Source organism: Dissulfurirhabdus thermomarina, assembly GCF_012979235.1.
GTDB lineage: Bacteria > Desulfobacterota > Dissulfuribacteria > Dissulfuribacterales > Dissulfurirhabdaceae > Dissulfurirhabdus > Dissulfurirhabdus thermomarina.
Genome location: NZ_JAATWC010000001.1, coordinates 1 through 18,145 on the forward strand (window position 1 = coordinate 1; position 18,145 = coordinate 18,145).

Annotated in this window: 17 protein-coding genes; 11 read left to right on the forward strand and 6 right to left on the reverse strand. The window is 70.2% G+C overall.

The features are described 5' to 3' along the window. Positions 1–24 precede the first annotated feature (24 nt). Entirely contained in the window at positions 25–2,391 is a 2,367-nt protein-coding gene (locus HCU62_RS00005) for a sigma 54-interacting transcriptional regulator (RefSeq protein ID WP_167522304.1), read from the reverse strand. A 334-nt stretch (positions 2,392–2,725) separates the two neighbouring features. On the opposite strand from HCU62_RS00005, the gene HCU62_RS00010 reads away from it, so the two are divergent. Both HCU62_RS00010 and HCU62_RS00015 read left to right on the forward strand, forming a co-directional pair. After that, positions 2,726–3,487 (forward strand): 4Fe-4S dicluster domain-containing protein, encoded by a 762-nt coding sequence (locus HCU62_RS00010; RefSeq protein ID WP_163298187.1) that lies wholly within the window; start codon positions 2,726–2,728, stop codon positions 3,485–3,487. A 105-nt stretch (positions 3,488–3,592) separates the two neighbouring features. After that, positions 3,593–3,997, forward strand: a complete 405-nt coding sequence (locus tag HCU62_RS00015; RefSeq protein WP_163298188.1) for a c(7)-type cytochrome triheme domain-containing protein — start codon at positions 3,593–3,595, stop codon at positions 3,995–3,997. Between the two features lie 69 nt (positions 3,998–4,066). Here the strand turns inward: HCU62_RS00015 and HCU62_RS00020 are convergent, their stop codons facing one another. Next, the gene (locus HCU62_RS00020) at positions 4,067–4,849 is read right to left on the reverse strand and encodes a hypothetical protein (protein ID WP_163298189.1); all 783 of its coding nucleotides are present in this window, start codon (positions 4,847–4,849) and stop codon (positions 4,067–4,069) included. 99 nt (positions 4,850–4,948) lie between these two features. Continuing rightward, a complete protein-coding gene (locus HCU62_RS00025; RefSeq protein WP_163298190.1) occupies positions 4,949–5,320 on the reverse strand; it encodes a cytochrome c3 family protein in 372 nt (123 codons plus the stop codon). A 340-nt stretch (positions 5,321–5,660) separates the two neighbouring features. Here HCU62_RS00025 and HCU62_RS00030 point away from each other — a divergent pair, with 340 nt between their 5' ends. From HCU62_RS00030 to HCU62_RS00065, 8 genes are all read left to right on the forward strand, one after another. Further along, entirely contained in the window at positions 5,661–5,876 is a 216-nt protein-coding gene (locus HCU62_RS00030; RefSeq protein ID WP_163298191.1) for a hypothetical protein, read from the forward strand. Positions 5,877–6,009: 133 nt separating this feature from the next. Beyond that, positions 6,010–6,474, forward strand: coding sequence for an Hsp20/alpha crystallin family protein (locus HCU62_RS00035; RefSeq protein WP_163298192.1), 465 nt, complete (start codon positions 6,010–6,012; stop codon positions 6,472–6,474). A gap of 42 nt (positions 6,475–6,516) precedes the next feature. Continuing rightward, positions 6,517–6,909, forward strand: coding sequence for an Hsp20/alpha crystallin family protein (locus tag HCU62_RS00040; protein ID WP_163298193.1), 393 nt, complete (start codon positions 6,517–6,519; stop codon positions 6,907–6,909). A gap of 309 nt (positions 6,910–7,218) precedes the next feature. Then, positions 7,219–8,334, forward strand: coding sequence for a glutamine-hydrolyzing carbamoyl-phosphate synthase small subunit (gene carA, locus HCU62_RS00045; protein WP_163298194.1), 1,116 nt, complete (start codon positions 7,219–7,221; stop codon positions 8,332–8,334). Between the two features lie 11 nt (positions 8,335–8,345). Beyond that, positions 8,346–11,600 (forward strand): carbamoyl-phosphate synthase large subunit, encoded by a 3,255-nt coding sequence (gene carB, locus HCU62_RS00050; protein WP_163298195.1) that lies wholly within the window; start codon positions 8,346–8,348, stop codon positions 11,598–11,600. A 117-nt stretch (positions 11,601–11,717) separates the two neighbouring features. Continuing rightward, entirely contained in the window at positions 11,718–13,136 is a 1,419-nt protein-coding gene (gene purF / locus HCU62_RS00055; protein ID WP_246325157.1) for an amidophosphoribosyltransferase, read from the forward strand. Next, a complete protein-coding gene (locus HCU62_RS00060; RefSeq protein WP_163298197.1) occupies positions 13,133–14,140 on the forward strand; it encodes a KpsF/GutQ family sugar-phosphate isomerase in 1,008 nt (335 codons plus the stop codon). Before purF ends, HCU62_RS00060 begins: the two co-directional genes overlap by 4 nt. Positions 14,141–14,205: 65 nt before the next feature. After that, positions 14,206–14,616, forward strand: coding sequence for a single-stranded DNA-binding protein (locus tag HCU62_RS00065; protein ID WP_163298198.1), 411 nt, complete (start codon positions 14,206–14,208; stop codon positions 14,614–14,616). Here HCU62_RS00065 and hemA read toward each other — a convergent pair. From hemA to HCU62_RS00080, 3 genes are read right to left on the reverse strand one after another with little or no spacing between them, the layout of a single operon-like run. Beyond that, on the reverse strand, positions 14,613–15,986 hold the full coding sequence (gene hemA / locus HCU62_RS00070; RefSeq protein WP_163298199.1) for a glutamyl-tRNA reductase: 1,374 nt from the start codon (positions 15,984–15,986) through the stop codon (positions 14,613–14,615). The two genes, HCU62_RS00065 and hemA, sit on opposite strands and share 4 nt — an antisense overlap. Further along, complete coding sequence (ccsB, locus tag HCU62_RS00075; RefSeq protein WP_169755326.1) at positions 15,967–16,797, reverse strand: c-type cytochrome biogenesis protein CcsB; 831 nt, start codon at positions 16,795–16,797, stop codon at positions 15,967–15,969. Before ccsB ends, hemA begins: the two co-directional genes overlap by 20 nt. Continuing rightward, on the reverse strand, positions 16,788–17,513 hold the full coding sequence (locus tag HCU62_RS00080; protein WP_169755327.1) for a precorrin-2 dehydrogenase/sirohydrochlorin ferrochelatase family protein: 726 nt from the start codon (positions 17,511–17,513) through the stop codon (positions 16,788–16,790). Before HCU62_RS00080 ends, ccsB begins: the two co-directional genes overlap by 10 nt. Before the next feature lie 197 nt (positions 17,514–17,710). Between HCU62_RS00080 and HCU62_RS00085 the strand changes: the two genes are divergently transcribed. Further along, positions 17,711–18,145, forward strand: a complete 435-nt coding sequence (locus tag HCU62_RS00085) for a Fur family transcriptional regulator (RefSeq protein ID WP_169755328.1) — start codon at positions 17,711–17,713, stop codon at positions 18,143–18,145.

Below are 18,145 nucleotides of genomic sequence, written 5' to 3' on the forward strand. Positions count from 1 at the left end.
CCGCTTTCGGCCAAAACCGCCGGCCTAGTCCTCCGGCACCTCCAGCCGGTACTTCTGGATCTTCCGCCGGAGGGTGTCCTTCGAGATGCCGAGTTCCCGGCAGGTGGCCAGGCGCTTCCAGCGGTTGCGCTTCAGGGCCTGGTAGATGGCCCGCTTTTCGATCTCCTCGAGGCTCAGGGCCTGGTCGAGATCGAGGCCGGCCGGGACCTCGCCCCCCGTCCCGGAGAAGGGTTCCGGCAGGTGCTCCAGCTCGATGAACCCCCCGTGGCACAGGATGAAGGCGTACTCGATGATGTTCTCCAGTTCCCGGATGTTCCCCGGAAAGTCGTAGTGCATGAGGGCCCGGAGGGCCTCGTCCGAGATCCCGGCGACGGCCTTGCCCTTCTGGGCGTTGAACTTTTCGATGAAGTGGTTGACGAGCAGCGGCACGTCCTCGATCCGCTCCCGGAGGGGCGGAAGATGCACCCGGGCCACGTTGAGCCGGTAGTAGAGATCCTCGCGGAACCGTTCCTCGGCCACCAGGGCCTGGAGGTCCCGGTTCGTGGCGGCGAGGATCCGGACGTCGGCCTTGACGGGCCGGTTGGAGCCGAGCGGCTCGTACATCCGGGTCTGGAGGACGCGGAGGAGCTTCACCTGGATGGCCGGGGAGATATCGCCGATCTCATCCAGGAAGAGGGTCCCCTTCTCCGCGGCGGCCAGCCGCCCCGGCCGGTCGTGCTTGGCGTCGGTGAAGGCGCCGGCCTTGTAGCCGAAGAGCTCGGACTCGAGGAGGGTGTCGGGGAGCGCCCCGCAGTTGACCGCCACGAAGGGGCCCTTCCGACGTTCGCTGAGGTCGTGGATGGCCTGGGCGATGAGTTCCTTGCCCGTCCCGCTCTCCCCGGTGATGAGCACGTTGCTGTCGCTGCGGGCGATCTCCGGCAGGATGTCGAAGATGCGCTGCATGGCGGGGCTCTTGCTGATGATGTCCCCGAAGGTGTAGCGGCGGGCGAGCTGTTTGCGGAGGCTGGTGAGGAGGGAAAGGTCCCGGAAGGTCTCCACCCCCCCGATCACGTTCCCCTCGTGGTCGGTGAGGGGCGCCGCGCTGATGCTCACCGAGAGGGCCTTTCCGTCCTTGCGCTGGATGGTGATGGGCCGCTCCACCGTGGGCGCCCCGGTCACCATGCACTGGGCGATGGCGCAAGCCTCACCGCAGATGCTCGAGTGGAAGATTTCGCGGCAGGGCCGCCCCACGGCCTCCTCCCGCTTCCACCCGGTGATCTTCTCCGCCGCCCGGTTGAAGGACGTGATCCGCCAGTCCTCGTCCACGGTGAAGACCCCGTCGGCCACGCTGTCCAGGATGAGGTCGCGCTCGAGGCTCGCGGTGACGTCCCGGAAGGTCTCCACCCCCCCGATCACCCGGCCCGCATGGTCCACCAGGGGCGCCGCGCTGATGCTCACCGGGACGTTCCGGCCGTCGATCCGCTTCATGAAGATGGTCCGGTTGATCACCGGCCGCCCGTGCGTCACGGCCTGGCCGAGGATGCAGGCGTCGCCGCAGACGCTGGAGCGGAAGACCTCCCGGCAGGGCCGCCCCAGGGCGTCCTCCCGCTTCCACCCGGTGATCTCCTCCGCCGCCCGGTTGAAGGACGTGATCCGCCACTGGCGGTTCACGGTGAAGACCCCGTCGGCCACGCTGTCCAGGATGAGGTTCTTCTCGAGGAGAGAGGTGATGTCCCGGAAGGTCTCCACCCCCCCGATCACCCGGCCCTCCTGGTCGAGGAGCGGAGCCGCGCTGATGCTCACGGGAAGGCTCCGGCCGTCGGCCCGGTGGATGAAGATGGCCCGGTTCACCGAGGCCTTCCCCTCCCGGAGGACCTGGCCGAGGATGCAGGCGTCGCCGCAGACGCTGGAGCGGAAGACCTCCTGGCAGGGCCGCCCCAGGGCGTCCTCCCGCTTCCACCCGGTGATCTCCTCCGCCGCCCGGTTGAAGGACGTGATCCGCCAGTCGCGGTCCACGGTGAAGACCCCGTCGGCGATGCTGTCGAGCTGGTAGGGAGAGGCCCCGGCCTCGTCGGTCACGTCGGAGAGCACCACCACGGCCCCGGACATGAGCCCGTCCACGTCGGGCACGGGCATGGCGGAGACGGTGATGACCCGCTGCCCGCCGTCCGGCCCGGGCACCACCATGCGGTAGTCCTTCACGGCGCGGCCGGCGGCGAGGTTCTCCTTGATGGTACAGAGGCCGGAAAAGTGGGTGGCCTCCACCACCTCGTGGCAGTCCCGGCCGACGACCTCGGCGGCTGAGATGCCGAAGAGGGCCTCGGCCCCGGGACTGAAGGAGGAGATCCGCCAGTGGGCGTCCACCGTGAAGACGGCGTCGGATATGCGGGCCGGCCGGATGTCGTCGGTCATGGACGTCGATCCCGGGCCGGGTGCGGCCTCCGCCTCGGCGGGCCGGACCGGCCGATCGTCTCGATGGCGCCGCAAAGACTCGGCGATCTTTGCCCGGCCATCTGTTCGGCGGCCTCTTGACGAGGCCTTTCAGTCTTGTCTTACCCGCATTCCGCCGCGGCCACAACCTGGGTTCGGCCCCCGTCTCCCTTGACAGGCGTGGCAAAAAGCCCTTACATTGGCGCTTGCCGGTGAAAAATAGCGGAATTTTGGGTTGTCACGTGGGCGGCCCGAAACCAGACACCGCCCGGGCGGGGGATTCCGGCCCGAGGCGGTCCTTCCACGGAGGCCACAGATGAAGAAAAGGATTGAGGATTTCGCGAAACTGGAAAACGAGGGGGCCGACACCCTGCCCTCTGCGGAACGGCGGCGCTTTCTCCGCCTCGGTCTCACGGTCACGGGCGTCTTTGCAGGCGGGACCGTCCTGTCCCTCACCTCGAGCCGCCCGGCGCGGGGGGCCCTCGTGGGGGGCGAAATGCTCCGGAAGGACCCCTACAAGCCCCACTACAGCATGGTGATCCGCGAAGACCGCTGCATCGACTGCCAGCGCTGCATGGACGCCTGCGTCAAGACCAACGACGTGCCCGAGTACGGCTACCGCACCACCATCCTCGAGCGGGAGCTGGAGGTCGGCCCGGGGGAGAAGCAGCGCGAGTTCATGCCCGTCCTCTGCAACCACTGCAACCGCCCCCCCTGCGTCCGGGTCTGCCCCACCAAGGCCACCTACAAGGACGAGAAGACGGGTATCGTCATGATGCACTACGAAAAGTGCATCGGTTGCAAGACCTGCATGGCGGCCTGCCCGTACAACGCCCGGTACTTCAACGAGGAGAAGCGGGCCATCGACAAGTGTAACTTCTGCTTCGACACGCGGCTTTCCAAGGGGGAGAAGCTGACGGCCTGCGCCGCCGCCTGCCCGGCCGACGTCCGGATCTTCGGCGACATCGCAGACCCCGACAGCCGCGTCTACAAGCTCGTCCACGAGCCCACCCGGGTGGTCTGGGTGCTCCGGCCCGAGACGGGCGCCATGCCCAACGTCTTCTACACCAAGGGTTGAGCCGCGGCGGCCAACCGCGGGAACAAGGAATCAAGGGGCCGGCCCGCCCCGGCGACCGCGCGGCGGACCCGGGCCCCCAGCCAGGAATCCAGCGAGGGGAAAAACATGAAAAAGGTCCTTTGCATCGGAGTCGCGGCCCTCGTCGCCGGCCTCGTCCTCCACTTCGGCCCGGCCGGCTTCGCCGAGGAGGAGCAGGAACACGGGGGCGACATCATCTTCACCAAGCCCGTCAAGGCCGTCCTCTTCAGCCACCAGACCCACATCGACCAGGGGCTCGAGTGCGACAGCTGCCACGACGACCCCTTCGAGATGGCCGCGGGAACGGCCGAGGAGAACGGGGACTTCACCATGGAGGCGCTCTACCAGGGGAAATACTGCGGCACCTGCCACGACGGGGAGACGGCCTTCGCCTCCAACACCCGGTGCGCCGTCTGCCACATCGGGGTGAAGGGCTACAACCGGCTCTACAAGCTGAGCGGCGAGGAAGGAGAGGGCGGCCACGGGGAATAGGGCCGCCGGCCGCGCGGATATCGCTTCTTCGGGGGCGGCGGGACGCAGGTCCCGCCGCCCCCTTTACGTTCAGCCCGATTCCGGGGCGCCGCAAGACTCCACCAGGGCCGCCAGGAGCCGTCCCTCGAGGCGGCCGGAGCTCGCCGCGGCGGCGCCCCGCCCCCGGAGGCGGCACCGGACCTCCACCTGGTCCACCAGGCCGGAACGGAGGGCGAGGGTCAGGACGGCCGAGGCCGGCAGCGGCCTGCCCGCCCAGAAATCCGGGGCCCCCAGCACCGCGGGGGCCGTCACCGTGACCTCCGCCCCGTAGCCGCGGCACCCGAAGACGGGAAGAGCCGCCTGGAAGTCCCGCTCGAGCCCGAGCCCGGCGCACGCCTCGTGCACCGCCAGCCAGACCTCGTCCAGGTCCCCCCACACCTCCACCCCCATGGGCACGCCGTCGAAGAGGGCCCGGGCCCGCGCCTCTCCCTCTTCCCCGTAGAGGCAGCGGTGGTCGTAGTTGCGGGCCATCCACTCGGCGATCTTGAGCAGCAGGTGGACGGCGGTCTCCTTGGCCTCCTGGGGATGCGCAGGCAGGGGGGCCACCAGCACCTCGGTGAGCCCCGCCAGGGCATTGCTCACGAAGTTGGGGACCCGGTCGCGGAGATCCCGGACGGGGTCGGCCCACTCGGGCAGGCCCTCCTCCCGGCCCATCCGCCCGAGAAAATCCGAGAGCAGGTCCCGGCCCGGGGCCTGCCAGCCGGCGGCCGGCTCGGCCGGGGAGGCCAGCATGGCCTTGAGCTCGGCCCGGAGGGAGGCGTCGCCGGCGCCGCGGAGGCAGCTCAACTTGTGGCGCAGCAGGGAGGAGAGCATCCGAGCCCCCGAAAAAGAGGCCTGCCGGATCACGGCAGGCCTCTCGCTTCCGTCACACCGGAAGGCGGGCGCCGCCCCCGGTGACCGGCCGAACGGTGGCTACTTCTTGTGGCAGCCGTTGCACTTGGTGGGCGCGCCCTCGGCCTTGTGCTGCTTGTGGCAGTTCTTGCAGTTCTCGTGGAAGACCTTCATGGGCTTGTTGACCTTCTTGTTGGCCATGGAGCTGTTGTGGCACTCCTCGCACTTCTTCATGGCCTGGCCCTTCTTGAAGGGAACCCGCTTGCCGTTTGCCACGCCGTGGTGGCACTGGCCGCAGTCCATCCGGGCCTGGTGCTTGTGGTGCGCGAAGGTGACGTCCCCCTTCTTGGCCTTCAACACGATGGTCGCGGGACCCTCTCCGGCCATGGCCACGCCGGCGCCCGCCACGGCGAACAGTCCTACCACCAGCCACGTCAGGATGTTCTTCTTCATGCCCTTTGCTCCTCCTTGCGGTTTGGATGTGGCCCGCACGGGGCGCCGCCGCCTCCGGCCGCGGCCCCGGCAGGGCCCCCCGGGCTCGCCCCGGGAATGAATGGAGATTCACCGGAATTTTCTATACCGGGGGGGCGTGTTTGTCAATCGGGAAATGGCGCGGCCGGCGCCCGGCGAAGGCGGGCCGACCCCGGGAAGGCGCCGCCCACGGCCGGACGGCCGCCCACGGGTTGAAATGTCCAACTGTGAAGGTCCTTTACAATCTTCGGTGGCAATTGGTATGATGCTCAGCATCCAGCCCCGCCGGGCCGTCCCGACATGCCGCCAAGGAGGCGATACCGTGAAGATCGTCTTTGATCCAGATATCCCCGCGCAGGCCCACGAGTCCCTGACCGAGGTCATCCAGGAATCGGTCCCGGGAAAGTGCGCGTGCGGCTGCGACGAGATCTACGTCTCTCTCCAGGCCCCGGACCGCATCGACGTCAAGTGCTACGACTGCGGCACCAGCTTCTGCGAACTCGAGGTCGAGGTGGCCCAGGAGGTGGTGGAACACTGACGCCCCTCCTCCCCGTGCCCGCCCCTGCCCGGTTGACGCGCCGGCTCGAATGCTTACCTTCTGATCGCCGAAAGGTCACGCCCTGGCCTGGCCAGCGCGTGGAATCCGCAGCTTTTCGGAAGGAGGTAGCGTCATGCTGGGCACATGGCTTGAAACCCCCGTTTGGAACGACTTTGCCAGGCTCCAGAGGGAACTCGAGCGGCTCTTCGATCTCGCCGCCCCCCGGGGTGACATCCGGGGCGTGGTCCGCGGCACCTTCCCGGCGGTCAACGTCGTGGAGACACAGGACAACGTCCTGGTCTACGTCTTCGCGCCCGGGATCCCCCCCGGCGAGGTAGAGATCTCCCTCAACAAGAACCTCCTCACCGTGGCCGCCGAGCGAAAGACCGACCTCGCCGGCGCCCCCGCCGAGGGCGAACCGCAGGCCCAGGGCTACCACCGGCGCGAGCGGTTCCACGGGCGCTTCCGGCGCATCATCTCCCTGCCGGAGCAGATCGACCCGGACAAGGTGGAGGCGGTGGCCCGGGACGGCATCATCCAGGTCACCATCGGCAAGCGGGAGGAGGCCAAGCCGCGCAAGATCGAGGTGAAGGTCTAGGGACCCACCGGAGAGTCCAGCGACGACAAGGAGGACGACGCCATGAGCGACATCGCCGTCAAGCAGGAGACCGCCGAGCGCGAACCCAGGCAGGCCGCGGCGCCCGCTCCCCTGGTGCCGCCGGTGGACGTGTACGAGGATCACGACGCCATCACCCTGATGGCCGACATGCCGGGCGTGGCCAAGGACGACGTGGACGTCCGGATCGACAAGGACGTCCTCACCCTCCGGGGCCGCATCGGCGACTACGTCCCGGAGGAGGCCCGGCCCCTCTACGCCGAGTTCTCCGGCCGCGAGTACGCGCGCTCCTTCACCGTGGGGCCCGAGATCGACGTGGACCGGATCGAGGCCAAGATGGAGGCCGGGGTCCTGCGGGTGACCCTCCCCAAGGTGGAGGCCGTCAAGCCGCGCCGCATCGAGGTCCGGGCGGCCTGAGGCGCCGGGCATGGAAACACCCGAGGGGGCGCCCCTGCGGCGCCCCTTTTTTCGTGCCGAATCCCGGGGCGCTTTTCTTCGGCCACCCGTGGGGCCTCTTCGCGGGCTGGAAGCGGGCCGGCGGCGGCCGCCGCGGGCCCGGTTGACGAGGGTCGTGCCCGCGTTTATAGTTGCGTGATTTTGGCCCGGCGCCCGCCGCCGCCCGGGAAGACGGGGGCCGCCGGCACGAGACCGGCCGCCCCGCCGGTTCGACGTCGCCGCCCCCGGAGGGCACCGGGGGCACCTCCTTCTTCGAAGAGGCATCCCATCGTGAAAGCGCTCATCGCCCTGGAGGACGGCCGCCTGTTCGAGGGCCGCGCCTTCGCCGGTTCCGGTGAAACCGAAGGCGAGATCGTCTTCAACACCAGCATGACCGGCTACCAGGAGATCCTCACCGACCCCTCCTACAAGGGGCAGATCGTGACACTCACCTATCCCCTGGTGGGGAACTACGGGGTCACCCCCGAAGACGACGAGTCGGAGGGCGTCCACGTCCAGGCCTTCGTGGTCCGGGAATACGAAGACGCCTACAGCAACTGGCGGGCCCGCGCGAGCCTCCGGGACTACCTCGAGGCGCACGGCGTCCTGGGCGTCGAGCAGGTGGACACCCGGGCCATCACGCGCCACATCCGCCGGGCGGGCGCCATGCGGGCCGTGGTCTCCACCGTGGACCTCGACCCCGGCTCCCTGGTGGCCAAGGCCCGGCGCTCCCCCGGGCTCGAGGGCCGCGACCTCGTCCGCGAGGTGACCTGCCGCCGGCCCTACGAGTGGCACGGCGGCCGGGCGGTGGAACCCGGCGGCGCCGGTCGGGAAGAAGGGCTCACCGTGGCCGTCCTCGACTGCGGCCTCAAGCGCAACCAGCTCCGGCTCCTCGAGGCCCGGGGCTGCCGCCCGCGGGTCTTCCCGGCGGGCACCCCGCCGGAGGACCTCCTGGCGGCGGAGCCCGACGGGATCTTCGTCTCCAACGGCCCCGGCGACCCGGCGGCCCTCACCGGCGTGGTCCGGACGGTGCGGGCCCTCCTCGGCCGCCGCCCCGTCTTCGGCATCTGCCTCGGGCACCAGATCCTCGGCCAGGCCCTCGGCGGCCGCACCTACAAGCTCAAGTTCGGCCACCGGGGCGGCAACCAGCCCGTGAAGAACCTCCGAACGGGGCGCGTGGAGATCACCAGCCAGAACCACGGCTTCGCCGTGGACGCCGACTCGCTCCCCGCCGAGGTGGAAGTCACCCACGTGAACCTGAACGACCAGACCGTGGAAGGCATCCGGCACCCCTCCCTGGCCGCCTTCTCCGTCCAGTACCACCCCGAGAACGCCCCCGGTCCCCACGACGCCGAGTACCTCTTCGACGACTTCGTGGCGCTCATGCGGGAGGTCCCGAAAGGATAGCCGCGCCGGCCATGCCGAAACGCACCGACCTCGAAAAGATCCTCATCATCGGCTCGGGCCCCATCGTCATCGGCCAGGCCTGCGAGTTCGACTACTCCGGCACCCAGGCCTGCAAGGCCCTCAAGGAGGAAGGCTACGAGGTGGTCCTGGTCAACTCCAACCCGGCCACCATCATGACCGACCCCGAGACCGCGGATCGCACCTACGTGGAACCCATCACGCCGCCCGTGGTGGCCCGCATCCTCGAGAAGGAACGCCCCCAGGCCCTGCTGCCCACCCTGGGCGGCCAGACCGGCCTCAACACCGCCGTGGAACTGGCGGACTCCGGCGTCCTCGAACGGTTGGGCGTGGAGATGATCGGCGCCTCCTCCGAGGTCATCCACAAGGCGGAAGACCGGGAGCGATTCCGGGCCGCCATGGAACGCATCGGGCTCCGCATCCCCCGAAGCGCCATCGTCCGCTCCATGGACGAGGCCCGGGCCGCGGCGGCCGAGGTGGGCTACCCCCTCATCGTCCGGCCCAGCTTCACCCTGGGGGGCACGGGGGGCGGCGTGGTCTACAACCGCGAAGACCTCGAGGAGATCGCCGCCCGGGGCCTCGAGCTCAGCCTCATCCACGAGGTGATGCTGGAGGAATCCGTCATCGGGTGGAAGGAATTCGAGCTGGAGGTGATGCGCGACGCCAAGGACAACGTGGTCATCGTCTGCAGCATCGAGAACCTCGACCCCATGGGCGTCCACACGGGCGACAGCATCACCGTGGCCCCGGCCCAGACCCTCTCGGACCGCGAGTACCAGGCCATGCGCGACGCGGCGCTGGCCATCATCCGGGAGATCGGGGTGGAGACGGGCGGTTCCAACATCCAGTTCGCCGTGAACCCCGAAAACGGCGAGATGGTGGTCATCGAGATGAACCCGCGGGTCTCCCGGTCCTCGGCCCTGGCCTCCAAGGCCACCGGCTTCCCCATCGCCAAGATCGCGGCCAAGCTCGCCGTGGGCTACACCCTGGACGAGATCCCCAACGACATCACCCGGGAGACCATGGCCTCCTTCGAGCCCACCATCGACTACTGCGTGGTGAAGATCCCCCGGTGGACCTTCGAGAAGTTCCCCGAGACCGAGGACGTCCTCACCACGGCCATGAAGAGCGTGGGGGAGACCATGGCCATCGGGCGGACCTTCCGCGAGGCGCTCCAGAAAGGGCTCCGTTCCCTGGAGATCGGCCGCGCCGGGCTCGGCTTCGACGGCCGGGACCCCTGGGAGATGGACGGCCGCGTCCCCGACCGCGACGAGATCGCCCGGCGGCTTCGGACCCCGAACTCCCAGCGGATCTTCTACCTCCCCCTGGCCCTGGAACAGGGCTTCTCCATCGAGGAGATCCGGGAGCTGACCGGCATCGACCCCTGGTTCCTCCACCAGATCGACCGGATCCGCGAGGAGGGGGCGCGGCTGCGCGCCGAGACCCCGGAGACCCTCCCCAAGCGGCTCCCCCACTACAAGCGGGAGGGCTTCTCGGACCGGCAGGTGGCCCACTGCACGGGGCTCTCCGAGGCGGAGGTCCGCGAGCTGCGCCAGGCGGCCGGGCTGCGCCCCGTCTACAAGCTGGTGGACACCTGCGCCGCCGAGTTCGAGGCCTACACGCCCTATTACTATTCCACCTACGAGGCCGAGGACGAGGCCCGCCCCTCCGACCGCCGAAAAGTCATGATCCTCGGCGGCGGGCCCAACCGCATCGGCCAGGGCATCGAGTTCGACTACTGCTGCGTCCACGCGGCCTTCGCCCTCCGGGAGGAAGGCTTCGAGAGCATCATGGTGAACTCCAACCCGGAGACGGTCTCCACCGACTACGACACCTCCGACAAGCTCTACTTCGAGCCCCTCACCCTGGAGGACGTCCTGCACATCGTGGAGACGGAGCGGCCCGAGGGCGTCATCGTCCAGTTCGGCGGCCAGACCCCCTTGAACCTCGCCGTGGCCCTCGAGGCGGCGGGCGTCCCCATCCTGGGGACGAGCCCCGCCAGCATCGACCGGGCCGAGGACCGGAAGAGCTTCCAGGCCATGCTCCACAAGCTGGACCTCGTCCAGCCCGCCAACGGCACCGCCACCACCCTCGAGGGCGCCCTGGCCGTGGCGGCGGAGATCGGCTACCCGGTGGTGGTGCGCCCCTCGTACGTGCTCGGGGGCCGGGCCATGCGCATCGTCTACGACGAGGGCCAGCTCAGGGCCTTCATGCGGGAGGCCGTCCAGGCCGCCGAGGGGCACCCCATCCTGGTGGACCAGTTCCTCCAGGACGCCATCGAGGTGGACGTGGACGCCGTCAGCGACGGCCGCCGCACCCTCATCGCCGGCATCATGGAGCACATCGAGGAGGCGGGGATCCACTCCGGGGACTCGGCCTGCGTCCTGCCGCCGCGGACCCTGGGCGAGGAGATCCTGCGCCAGATCGCCGCCGCCACCCGGTCCATGGCCGCGGAACTCGGTGTGGTGGGCCTCATGAACGTCCAGTACGCCGTCAAGGACGGGCGGCTCTACGTCCTCGAGGTCAACCCCCGGGCATCCCGGACGGTGCCCTTCGTGAGCAAGGCCACCGGGATCCCCTGGGCGAAGGTGGCCACCCGGGTCATGGTGGGACGCACCCTCGACGCGCTCGGCCTCACCGAGGAGCGGATCCCGGGCCACACCGCCGTCAAGGAATCGGTCTTCCCCTTCCGCCGCTTCCCCGGCGTGGACACCGTGCTCGGCCCGGAGATGAAGTCCACCGGCGAGGTCATGGGCCTCGACGGCCCCTTCGGCCTCGCCTTCGCCAAGAGCCAGCTCGCCGCCGGCCTGGATCTCCCCACCGGGGGGACGGCCTTCCTCAGCATCAAGCGCGGCGACAAGGAGCCCTTCCTCCCCGTGGCCCGCGCCCTGCTCGAGGCCGGCTTCCACCTCATCGCCACCCACGGGACCGCCCTCTACCTCTCCGAGCACGGCATCCCCGCCGAGCGGGTGCTGAAGGTCTCCGAGGGCCGCCCGAACGTCCTCGACAAGATGAAGAACGGCGAGGTCCAGCTGGTGATCAACACCCCGAGCGGCCGCCGGACCCGCTCCGACGCCTACTACATCCGCCGGGCCGCCCTGGAACTCGACATCCCCTACTTCACCACGGTGGCCGGGGCCCGGGCGGCGGCGGAGGCCATCGCGGCCCTCCGCCGGACCCCCCTGGAGGTCCGCTCCCTCCAGGAGTACTACGAGGCCGGGACCGTCCGGGCCCCCTACGCGGCCTGACGCCGCGGCCCGGGCCCCTTCCCTCAGCGCGGCATACGGATTATAGTCTTGGTTTTCCGATCGGGGCCGGCCACCATGCCGGCGGCGGGGCGGAACTCTTTCGAGGAGGCAAGGCCGTTGTCCAGGCCGCCGTTTCACGGTCCGAGGGAGGAATGCGGCATCTTCGGGATCTACGGGCATCCCGAGGCGGCCAAGCTGACCTACTTCGGCCTCTACGCCCTCCAGCACCGGGGGCAGGAAAGCGCCGGCATCGTGGTCTCGGACGGGCGCGCGGTCCGAGGCCACAAGGCCATGGGCCTCGTCTCGGAGGTCTTCGACGAGCCCACGCTGGCCGGCCTTTCCGGCCACCTCGCCGTGGGCCACGTCCGCTACTCCACCACCGGCTCCTCCGTGGTCCAGAACGCCCAGCCCTTCTGCGTCACCCATTCCGGCTGCACCCTGGCCGTGGCCCACAACGGCAACCTCGTCAACGCCCGCAGCATCCGGCGCGAGCTGGAGGACAAGGGCTCCATCTTTCAGACCACCATGGACAGCGAGATCATCGTGCATCTCCTGGCCAAGGCCGCCCACCGCGGGCAGGACGAGGCCATCCGGGCCGCCATGGCCTGCATCCAGGGGGCCTACTCGGTGGTGATGCTCTCGGAGGACCGGCTCATCGGCTTCCGGGACCCGCGCGGGTTCCGGCCCCTCGTCCTCGGCCGGATGAACGGCGGGGCCTACGTGCTCGCCTCCGAGACCTGCGCCCTGGACCTCATCCAGGCCCGATACGTCCGGGACATCGAGCCGGGGGAGGTGGTCGTGATCGACGCCAAGGGGCTGCGATCCTTCCAGGGGGCCGAGGCCGAATCCCGCGCCCTGTGCATCTTCGAGTTCATCTACTTCGCCCGCCCCGATTCCAACATCTTCGGCCAGAACGTCTACGGCGTCCGAAAGGCCCTGGGCGCGGCCCTGGCCCGCGAGGCCCGGGTGTCGGCCGACTTCGTCATGCCCTTCCCCGACTCCGGAAACTACGCCGCAGTCGGTTTCGCCCAGGAATCGGGCCTCCCCCTGGAGCTCGCCGTCATCCGGAACCACTACGTGGGCCGGACCTTCATCCAGCCCAGCCAGTCCATGCGCGACTTCAGCGTCCGGATCAAGCTGAACCCCGCCCGTGACGTCATCCGCGGCAAACGCGTGGTCATCGTGGAGGACTCCATCGTGCGCGGCACCACCAGCCGCACCCGCGTCCGCGCCATGCGGGAGGCGGGGGCCAAGGAGATCACCATGGTGGTGAGCTGCCCGCCCATCCGCCACCCCTGCTTCTACGGCATCGACTTCGCCGACCCCCACGAGCTCATCGCAGCCCAGAAGGACGTGGAAGAGATCCGCCGCTACCTCGAACTCGACGGCCTCCACTACCTCGGCATCGACGCCATGCTCCGGGCGGTGGGGGGGCCGGGCGACCGCTTCTGCCTCGCCTGCTTCAACGGAAACTACCCGTTGCCCGTGGAGGAGGGCGCGGGAAAATTCCAGCTCGAGGGGAGGGCGGCCCCATGACCCAGCCGCCCCGGGCCATCGAGAGCCCGGAGGCCGTCCTCCGGGAGGCCGCCGAGGCCATCGACATCGAGATCGCCGGCCTCGAGAAGGTCCGCGGCAACCTCGGCGAGGGCTTCGTCCGGGCGGTGGAGATCCTGCTCGCCTGCCAGGGCCGGGTCGTGGTGACGGGCATCGGCAAGTCCGGCCTCATCGGCCGCAAGATCGCCGCTACCCTGGCCTCCACCGGGACCCCCGCCCTCTTCCTGCACCCCGTGGAGGCCATGCACGGGGACCTCGGCATCGTGGCCGCGAGCGACGTAGTCATCGCCATCTCCAACAGCGGCGAGACCCAGGAGCTGAACCTCCTCCTCCCCGCCTTCCGAAACCGCGGGATCCCGGTCATCGCCCTCACCGGGCGGCCCGGCTCCACCCTGGGCCGCCAGAGCGCGGCCGTCATCGACACCGGGGTGGAACGCGAGGCCTGCGCCCTGGGGCTGGCCCCCACCGCCTCCACCACCGCGGCCCTGGCCGTGGGCGACGCCCTGGCGGTGGTGCTCCTGCGCCGGCGGCACTTCAGCGAGCAGGACTTCCGCCGGAACCACCCCTCCGGCAGCCTCGGCGAGCGGCTCAAGGTGGAGGTCGCCCAGGTCATGCTCACGGGAGAGGCCATCCCGAAGGTGCCCGTGGGGACGGAGATGGCCTCGGCACTCCACGAGATGGACCGGAAACGCCTCGGGGCCGTCCTGGTCGTCGACCGCGACGGCGTGCTCGTAGGGATCGTCACGGACGGGGACCTCCGGCGGGCCCTGGTGGCCGGGCGGCCCCTGGCCGACTGCCGGGTGGAGGAGATCATGACCCCGCAGCCCAAGAGCGTGCCGCCCTATGCCCTGGCCGCCGACGCCCTCGCCCTCATGGAGAACCACCTCATCACCGTGCTCCCGGTGCTCGGCGACAACGGCTGTCTCCTGGGCATCGTCCACCTCCACGACCTCCTCGGCAAGGGGGAATTCAAGTTCGCGTGCTGAAACCGGCGGCGGGCACGGCCTCACCGGCCCGCCGGAACCCACACCACCAGGGGAAGGAGTGAAGAATGGCAAGGGGCCTCAACAAAGTCATGCTCATCGGCCGCCTCGGCGCGGACCCCGAGATCCGCTACACCAGCAGCGGCACCGCCGTGGCCAACCTCCGCATCGCCACGGACTCCCCGGTCAAGCGGGGCGACCAGTGGGAGACGGTGACGGAGTGGCACCGGGTGGTGGCCTGGAACCGGCTGGCCGAGATCTGCGGGGAGTACCTCGGAAAGGGCCGGCTGGTCTACGTGGAGGGGCGCCTCCAGACCCGGTCCTGGGAAGACCAGGACGGCAACAAGCGGTGGTCCACCGAGATCGTGGCCCGGGACATCCAGATCCTCGACAGCCGCTCCGGCCGCGGGGAAGGGGCCGCCGGGGGCGACGAACTCGGCCCCCCGCCGCCGCCCGAGGAAGACGACGTCCCCTTCTAGCCCCGGCGGGGCCGGCCCTCCGGCCCCTTCGGGCCCGCGGGAGCGGCCTCCTTGCCCCGGGCGCCGCCGGCGTCCGGGGCGGGCTCGGCCCCGTTCAGGTTGAAGAAGCGGTAGGCCGCGTCCAGGAGCTCGCGCCCCTCCTCGGCCCCCGCCGACCGGCGGAGGGTGACGATGGGGTCGTGGAGGAGCTTCTGCACGATGGAGGTGGTGAGCCGATCCAGGGCCGCCGCCTGCTTCGGGGTGAGCTCCCCGAGGGCCGAACGGCTGCGTTCCAGCTCGCGGCGGCGGATGGCCTCGCCCTTGTCCTGGAGGCGCCGGATGAGCGGCACCACGTCCAGCGACTCGAGCCAGGCCTGGAACTTCAGCACCTCGAGGTCCAGCATCCGCTCGGCCTTCCGGGCCTCCCGCTCCCGCTCCGCCTTGTTGCCCTCCACCACGCCCTTGAGGTCGTCGATGTCGTAGAGGTAGACGTTGTCCACCTCGTTGACCGCGGGATCCACGTCGCGGGGCACGGCGATGTCGATGAAGAAGAGGGGGCGCTGGCGGCGGCGGCGCATGACCCGGCGCACCATCTCCTCCTGGATGACGAGGCCCGGCGCCCCGGTGGAGCTGATGACGATGTCGGCGCCCTCCAGAGCCGCCTCCAGCTCGTCGAGGCCCACGGCCTCGCCGCCGAGCTCCCGGGCCAGGTCCGCCGCCCGGGCCAGCGTCCGGTTGGCCACCACGAGGCCCCGGACCCCGTTGGCAAGCAGATGCCGGGCCGCCAGTTCCGCCATCTCCCCGGCACCGATGAGCAGTGCCCGCTTGTCCGAGAGGTCCCCGAAGATCTTCCGGGCCAGCTCCACGGCGGCGTAACTGATGGAGACCGCCTGGCTGGCGATGCGGGTCTGGGTCCGGATCCGTTTCGCCACCGAGAAGGCCCGGTTGAGCAGGCGGTTCAGGACGAGGCCCAGGGTCTTGGCCTCGGCCGCCTTCCGGTAGGCCTCCTTGAGCTGGCCCAGGATCTGGGGCTCGCCCACCACCATGGAGTCGAGGCTCGCGGCCACCCGGAAGAGGTGGCGCACGGCGGCCTCGTCCAGGTGCACGTAGAGGGAGCGGTCCAGGGTGCCGGGGTCGCCGCCCCCCACGGTGCACCAGACCTCCCGGATGGCCGCGGCCGCGGCCTTGGGGTCGGGGCTCGCCGCCAGGACCTCCACCCGGTTGCAGGTGGAGAGGAAGAGGACCTCCTCGCAGGCCGGGAGCCCGGCGAAGATCTCGAGCGGCGGGCGCGGGGCGCCCCCCAGCGCCAGGCACTCGCGCACCTCCACGCCGGCGGTCTTGTGGTTCACCCCCAGGAGGAGGAGGCGGGATCTACTCGAACCAGTTGGCATAGGAATGAAGCCCCGGGAGAAGCACGCTCACCCCGAGGAAGGTGAAGAAGAGCGCGCCGAAGCCCAGGATGGTCATGATGGCGGCCCGCCGCCCGCGCCACCCCACGGTGAGGCGCTGGTGGAGGAGGGCGGCGTAGAGGAGCCAGGTGATGAGGGACCAGGTCTCCTTCGGGTCCCAGCTCCAGTAGGAGCCCCAGGCCTGCTCGGCCCAGATGGACCCGGTGACGATCCCCACGGTGAGGAGCGGAAAGCCCAGGGTGAGACAGCGGTAGTTCAGGGCGTCCAGGACGTCCAGGGACGGCAGCCGCCGGAAGATGCCGCCGAGGCGCTTGTGCTTGATCTGCCGCTCCTGGAGGAGGTACATCACCGCCAGGCAGAAGGCCAGGGCGAAGACCGCGTCCCCCAGGAGGCAGATGGTGGCGTGCACCGGGAGCCAGTAGCTCCTGAGCGCGGGCGGCAGGTCCGGCACGGCGGCCGGCTGGAGCGAGGAGGCCACCATGAGGACGGCGGCCAGGGGGGTCACGAAGGCCCCCAGGGCCTTGACCCGCTGGCGCCACTGGACCAGGAGGTACGCCCCCACCACGGCCCACCCCACGAAGGAGAGGGCCTCGTGGAGGTTGGTCACCGGCGGGTGCCCGGCCACCCGCCACCGGACGCCGATGGCGGCGGCATGGACCGCGAAGCCCACGGCCAAGAGGCCCGTTCCCCATCGCTCGGCCCACTTGCGCAGGGTGACGATGTGGACGAGGAAGGCCGCCGTGGCCACGAGGTAGAGCCCCAGCGCCGACTGGAAAAGCACCCTCAGTGCCACCGCCCCCCCTCCGCCGCCGGCCCCCCGGCGTGCTCCGCCGCCAGGCGTTCCACCACCTCCCGGGCGCCGGTGCCGCACAAGGCCTCGGCCCACCGAGCCACGCGCTCCCACCGCCCCGCCTCCACCCAGGAGAGGACCTCGGGCGCCACCAGGTCACGGTAGACGCCGGGATGGCCCTCGGCGTCGAGTCCCCTTTCGAGGAGCAGGCGCCGGAGCGCCCCCACCAGGCCTACGTAGGCCCCGTAGGCCGGGCCGAACGCCCGCTCCAGGTCCTCCCGCAGCCGCCGGGCGAGGGCCGGGCTCTGGCCCGCCGTGGAGACGGCCAGGCAGAGGTCCCCCCGGCGGACCACCGCCGGGACGATGAAGGAACACAGGTGGGGCTGGTCCACGGTGTTACAGAAGACCCGCCGCGCCTCGGCCTCGCGGTAGGCCAGGCGCTGCGCCGCGGGATCGTCCGTGGCCGCCACCACCAGCCAGGCCTCGTCGAGGTCTCCGGGGCGGAAGGGACGCGGCACGTGCTGGATGCGGCCCTCGCCGGCCATCCGGGCCAGCGTCTCCGTGACCTCCGGGCTGACCACCACGATCCGGGCACCGGCCTCGAGCAGCGCCTCCACCTTGCGCTCGGCCACCCGGCCGCCTCCCACCACCACGACCCGGCGCCCCCGGAGATCGGCGAAGAGGGGATAGTAGACGGCGGCGCATCCGGCGGAATTCATGTCAAAAAATTAGCAGGGGCCGTCCCGAAAAGCAACCGCGGGCCGCCGCCGGGCGAGGCCGGGAATGCCGGGCCCGGGGCGGGCGGGACCGGCGAAAAGGGGGATCCGGGGCCGGGCGAGGAGGCGGCGCTGAACCGCCGCTCATTGACAAATGCGCCCGTTCTGCTAGCATTGACGGGATTGGGAGACCTTCTGCCATGGAGAAAAAAGAAAAATTTGCAAAACTCCGCGAGCTCGGCCTCAAGCTCACGCCCCAGCGCCTCGCCATCCTCGACTTCCTGGACGGCAACACCTCTCATCCCTCCGCAGAGGAGATCTACGCCAACGTCTCCCGTTCCTTTCCCAGCATGTCCTTCGCCACCGTCTACAACACCCTGGACGCCCTCCGGGAGCGCGGCCAGATCGTCGAGCTGAACCTCGACCCGGCCAAGAAGCGCTTCGACCCCAACACCAAGCCCCACCACCACCTGGTCTGCGCCAGCTGCTACAAGATCGTGGACGTCATGCGGGACTACCGGGTGCGGATCCCCCCGGAAGAGCGATCCGGGTTCCGCCTCCAGGGCAAGCAAATCACCTTCATCGGCACCTGCCCCGAGTGCCAGGCCGCGGAGGCGCCGGCCGAGGCCCCCTGA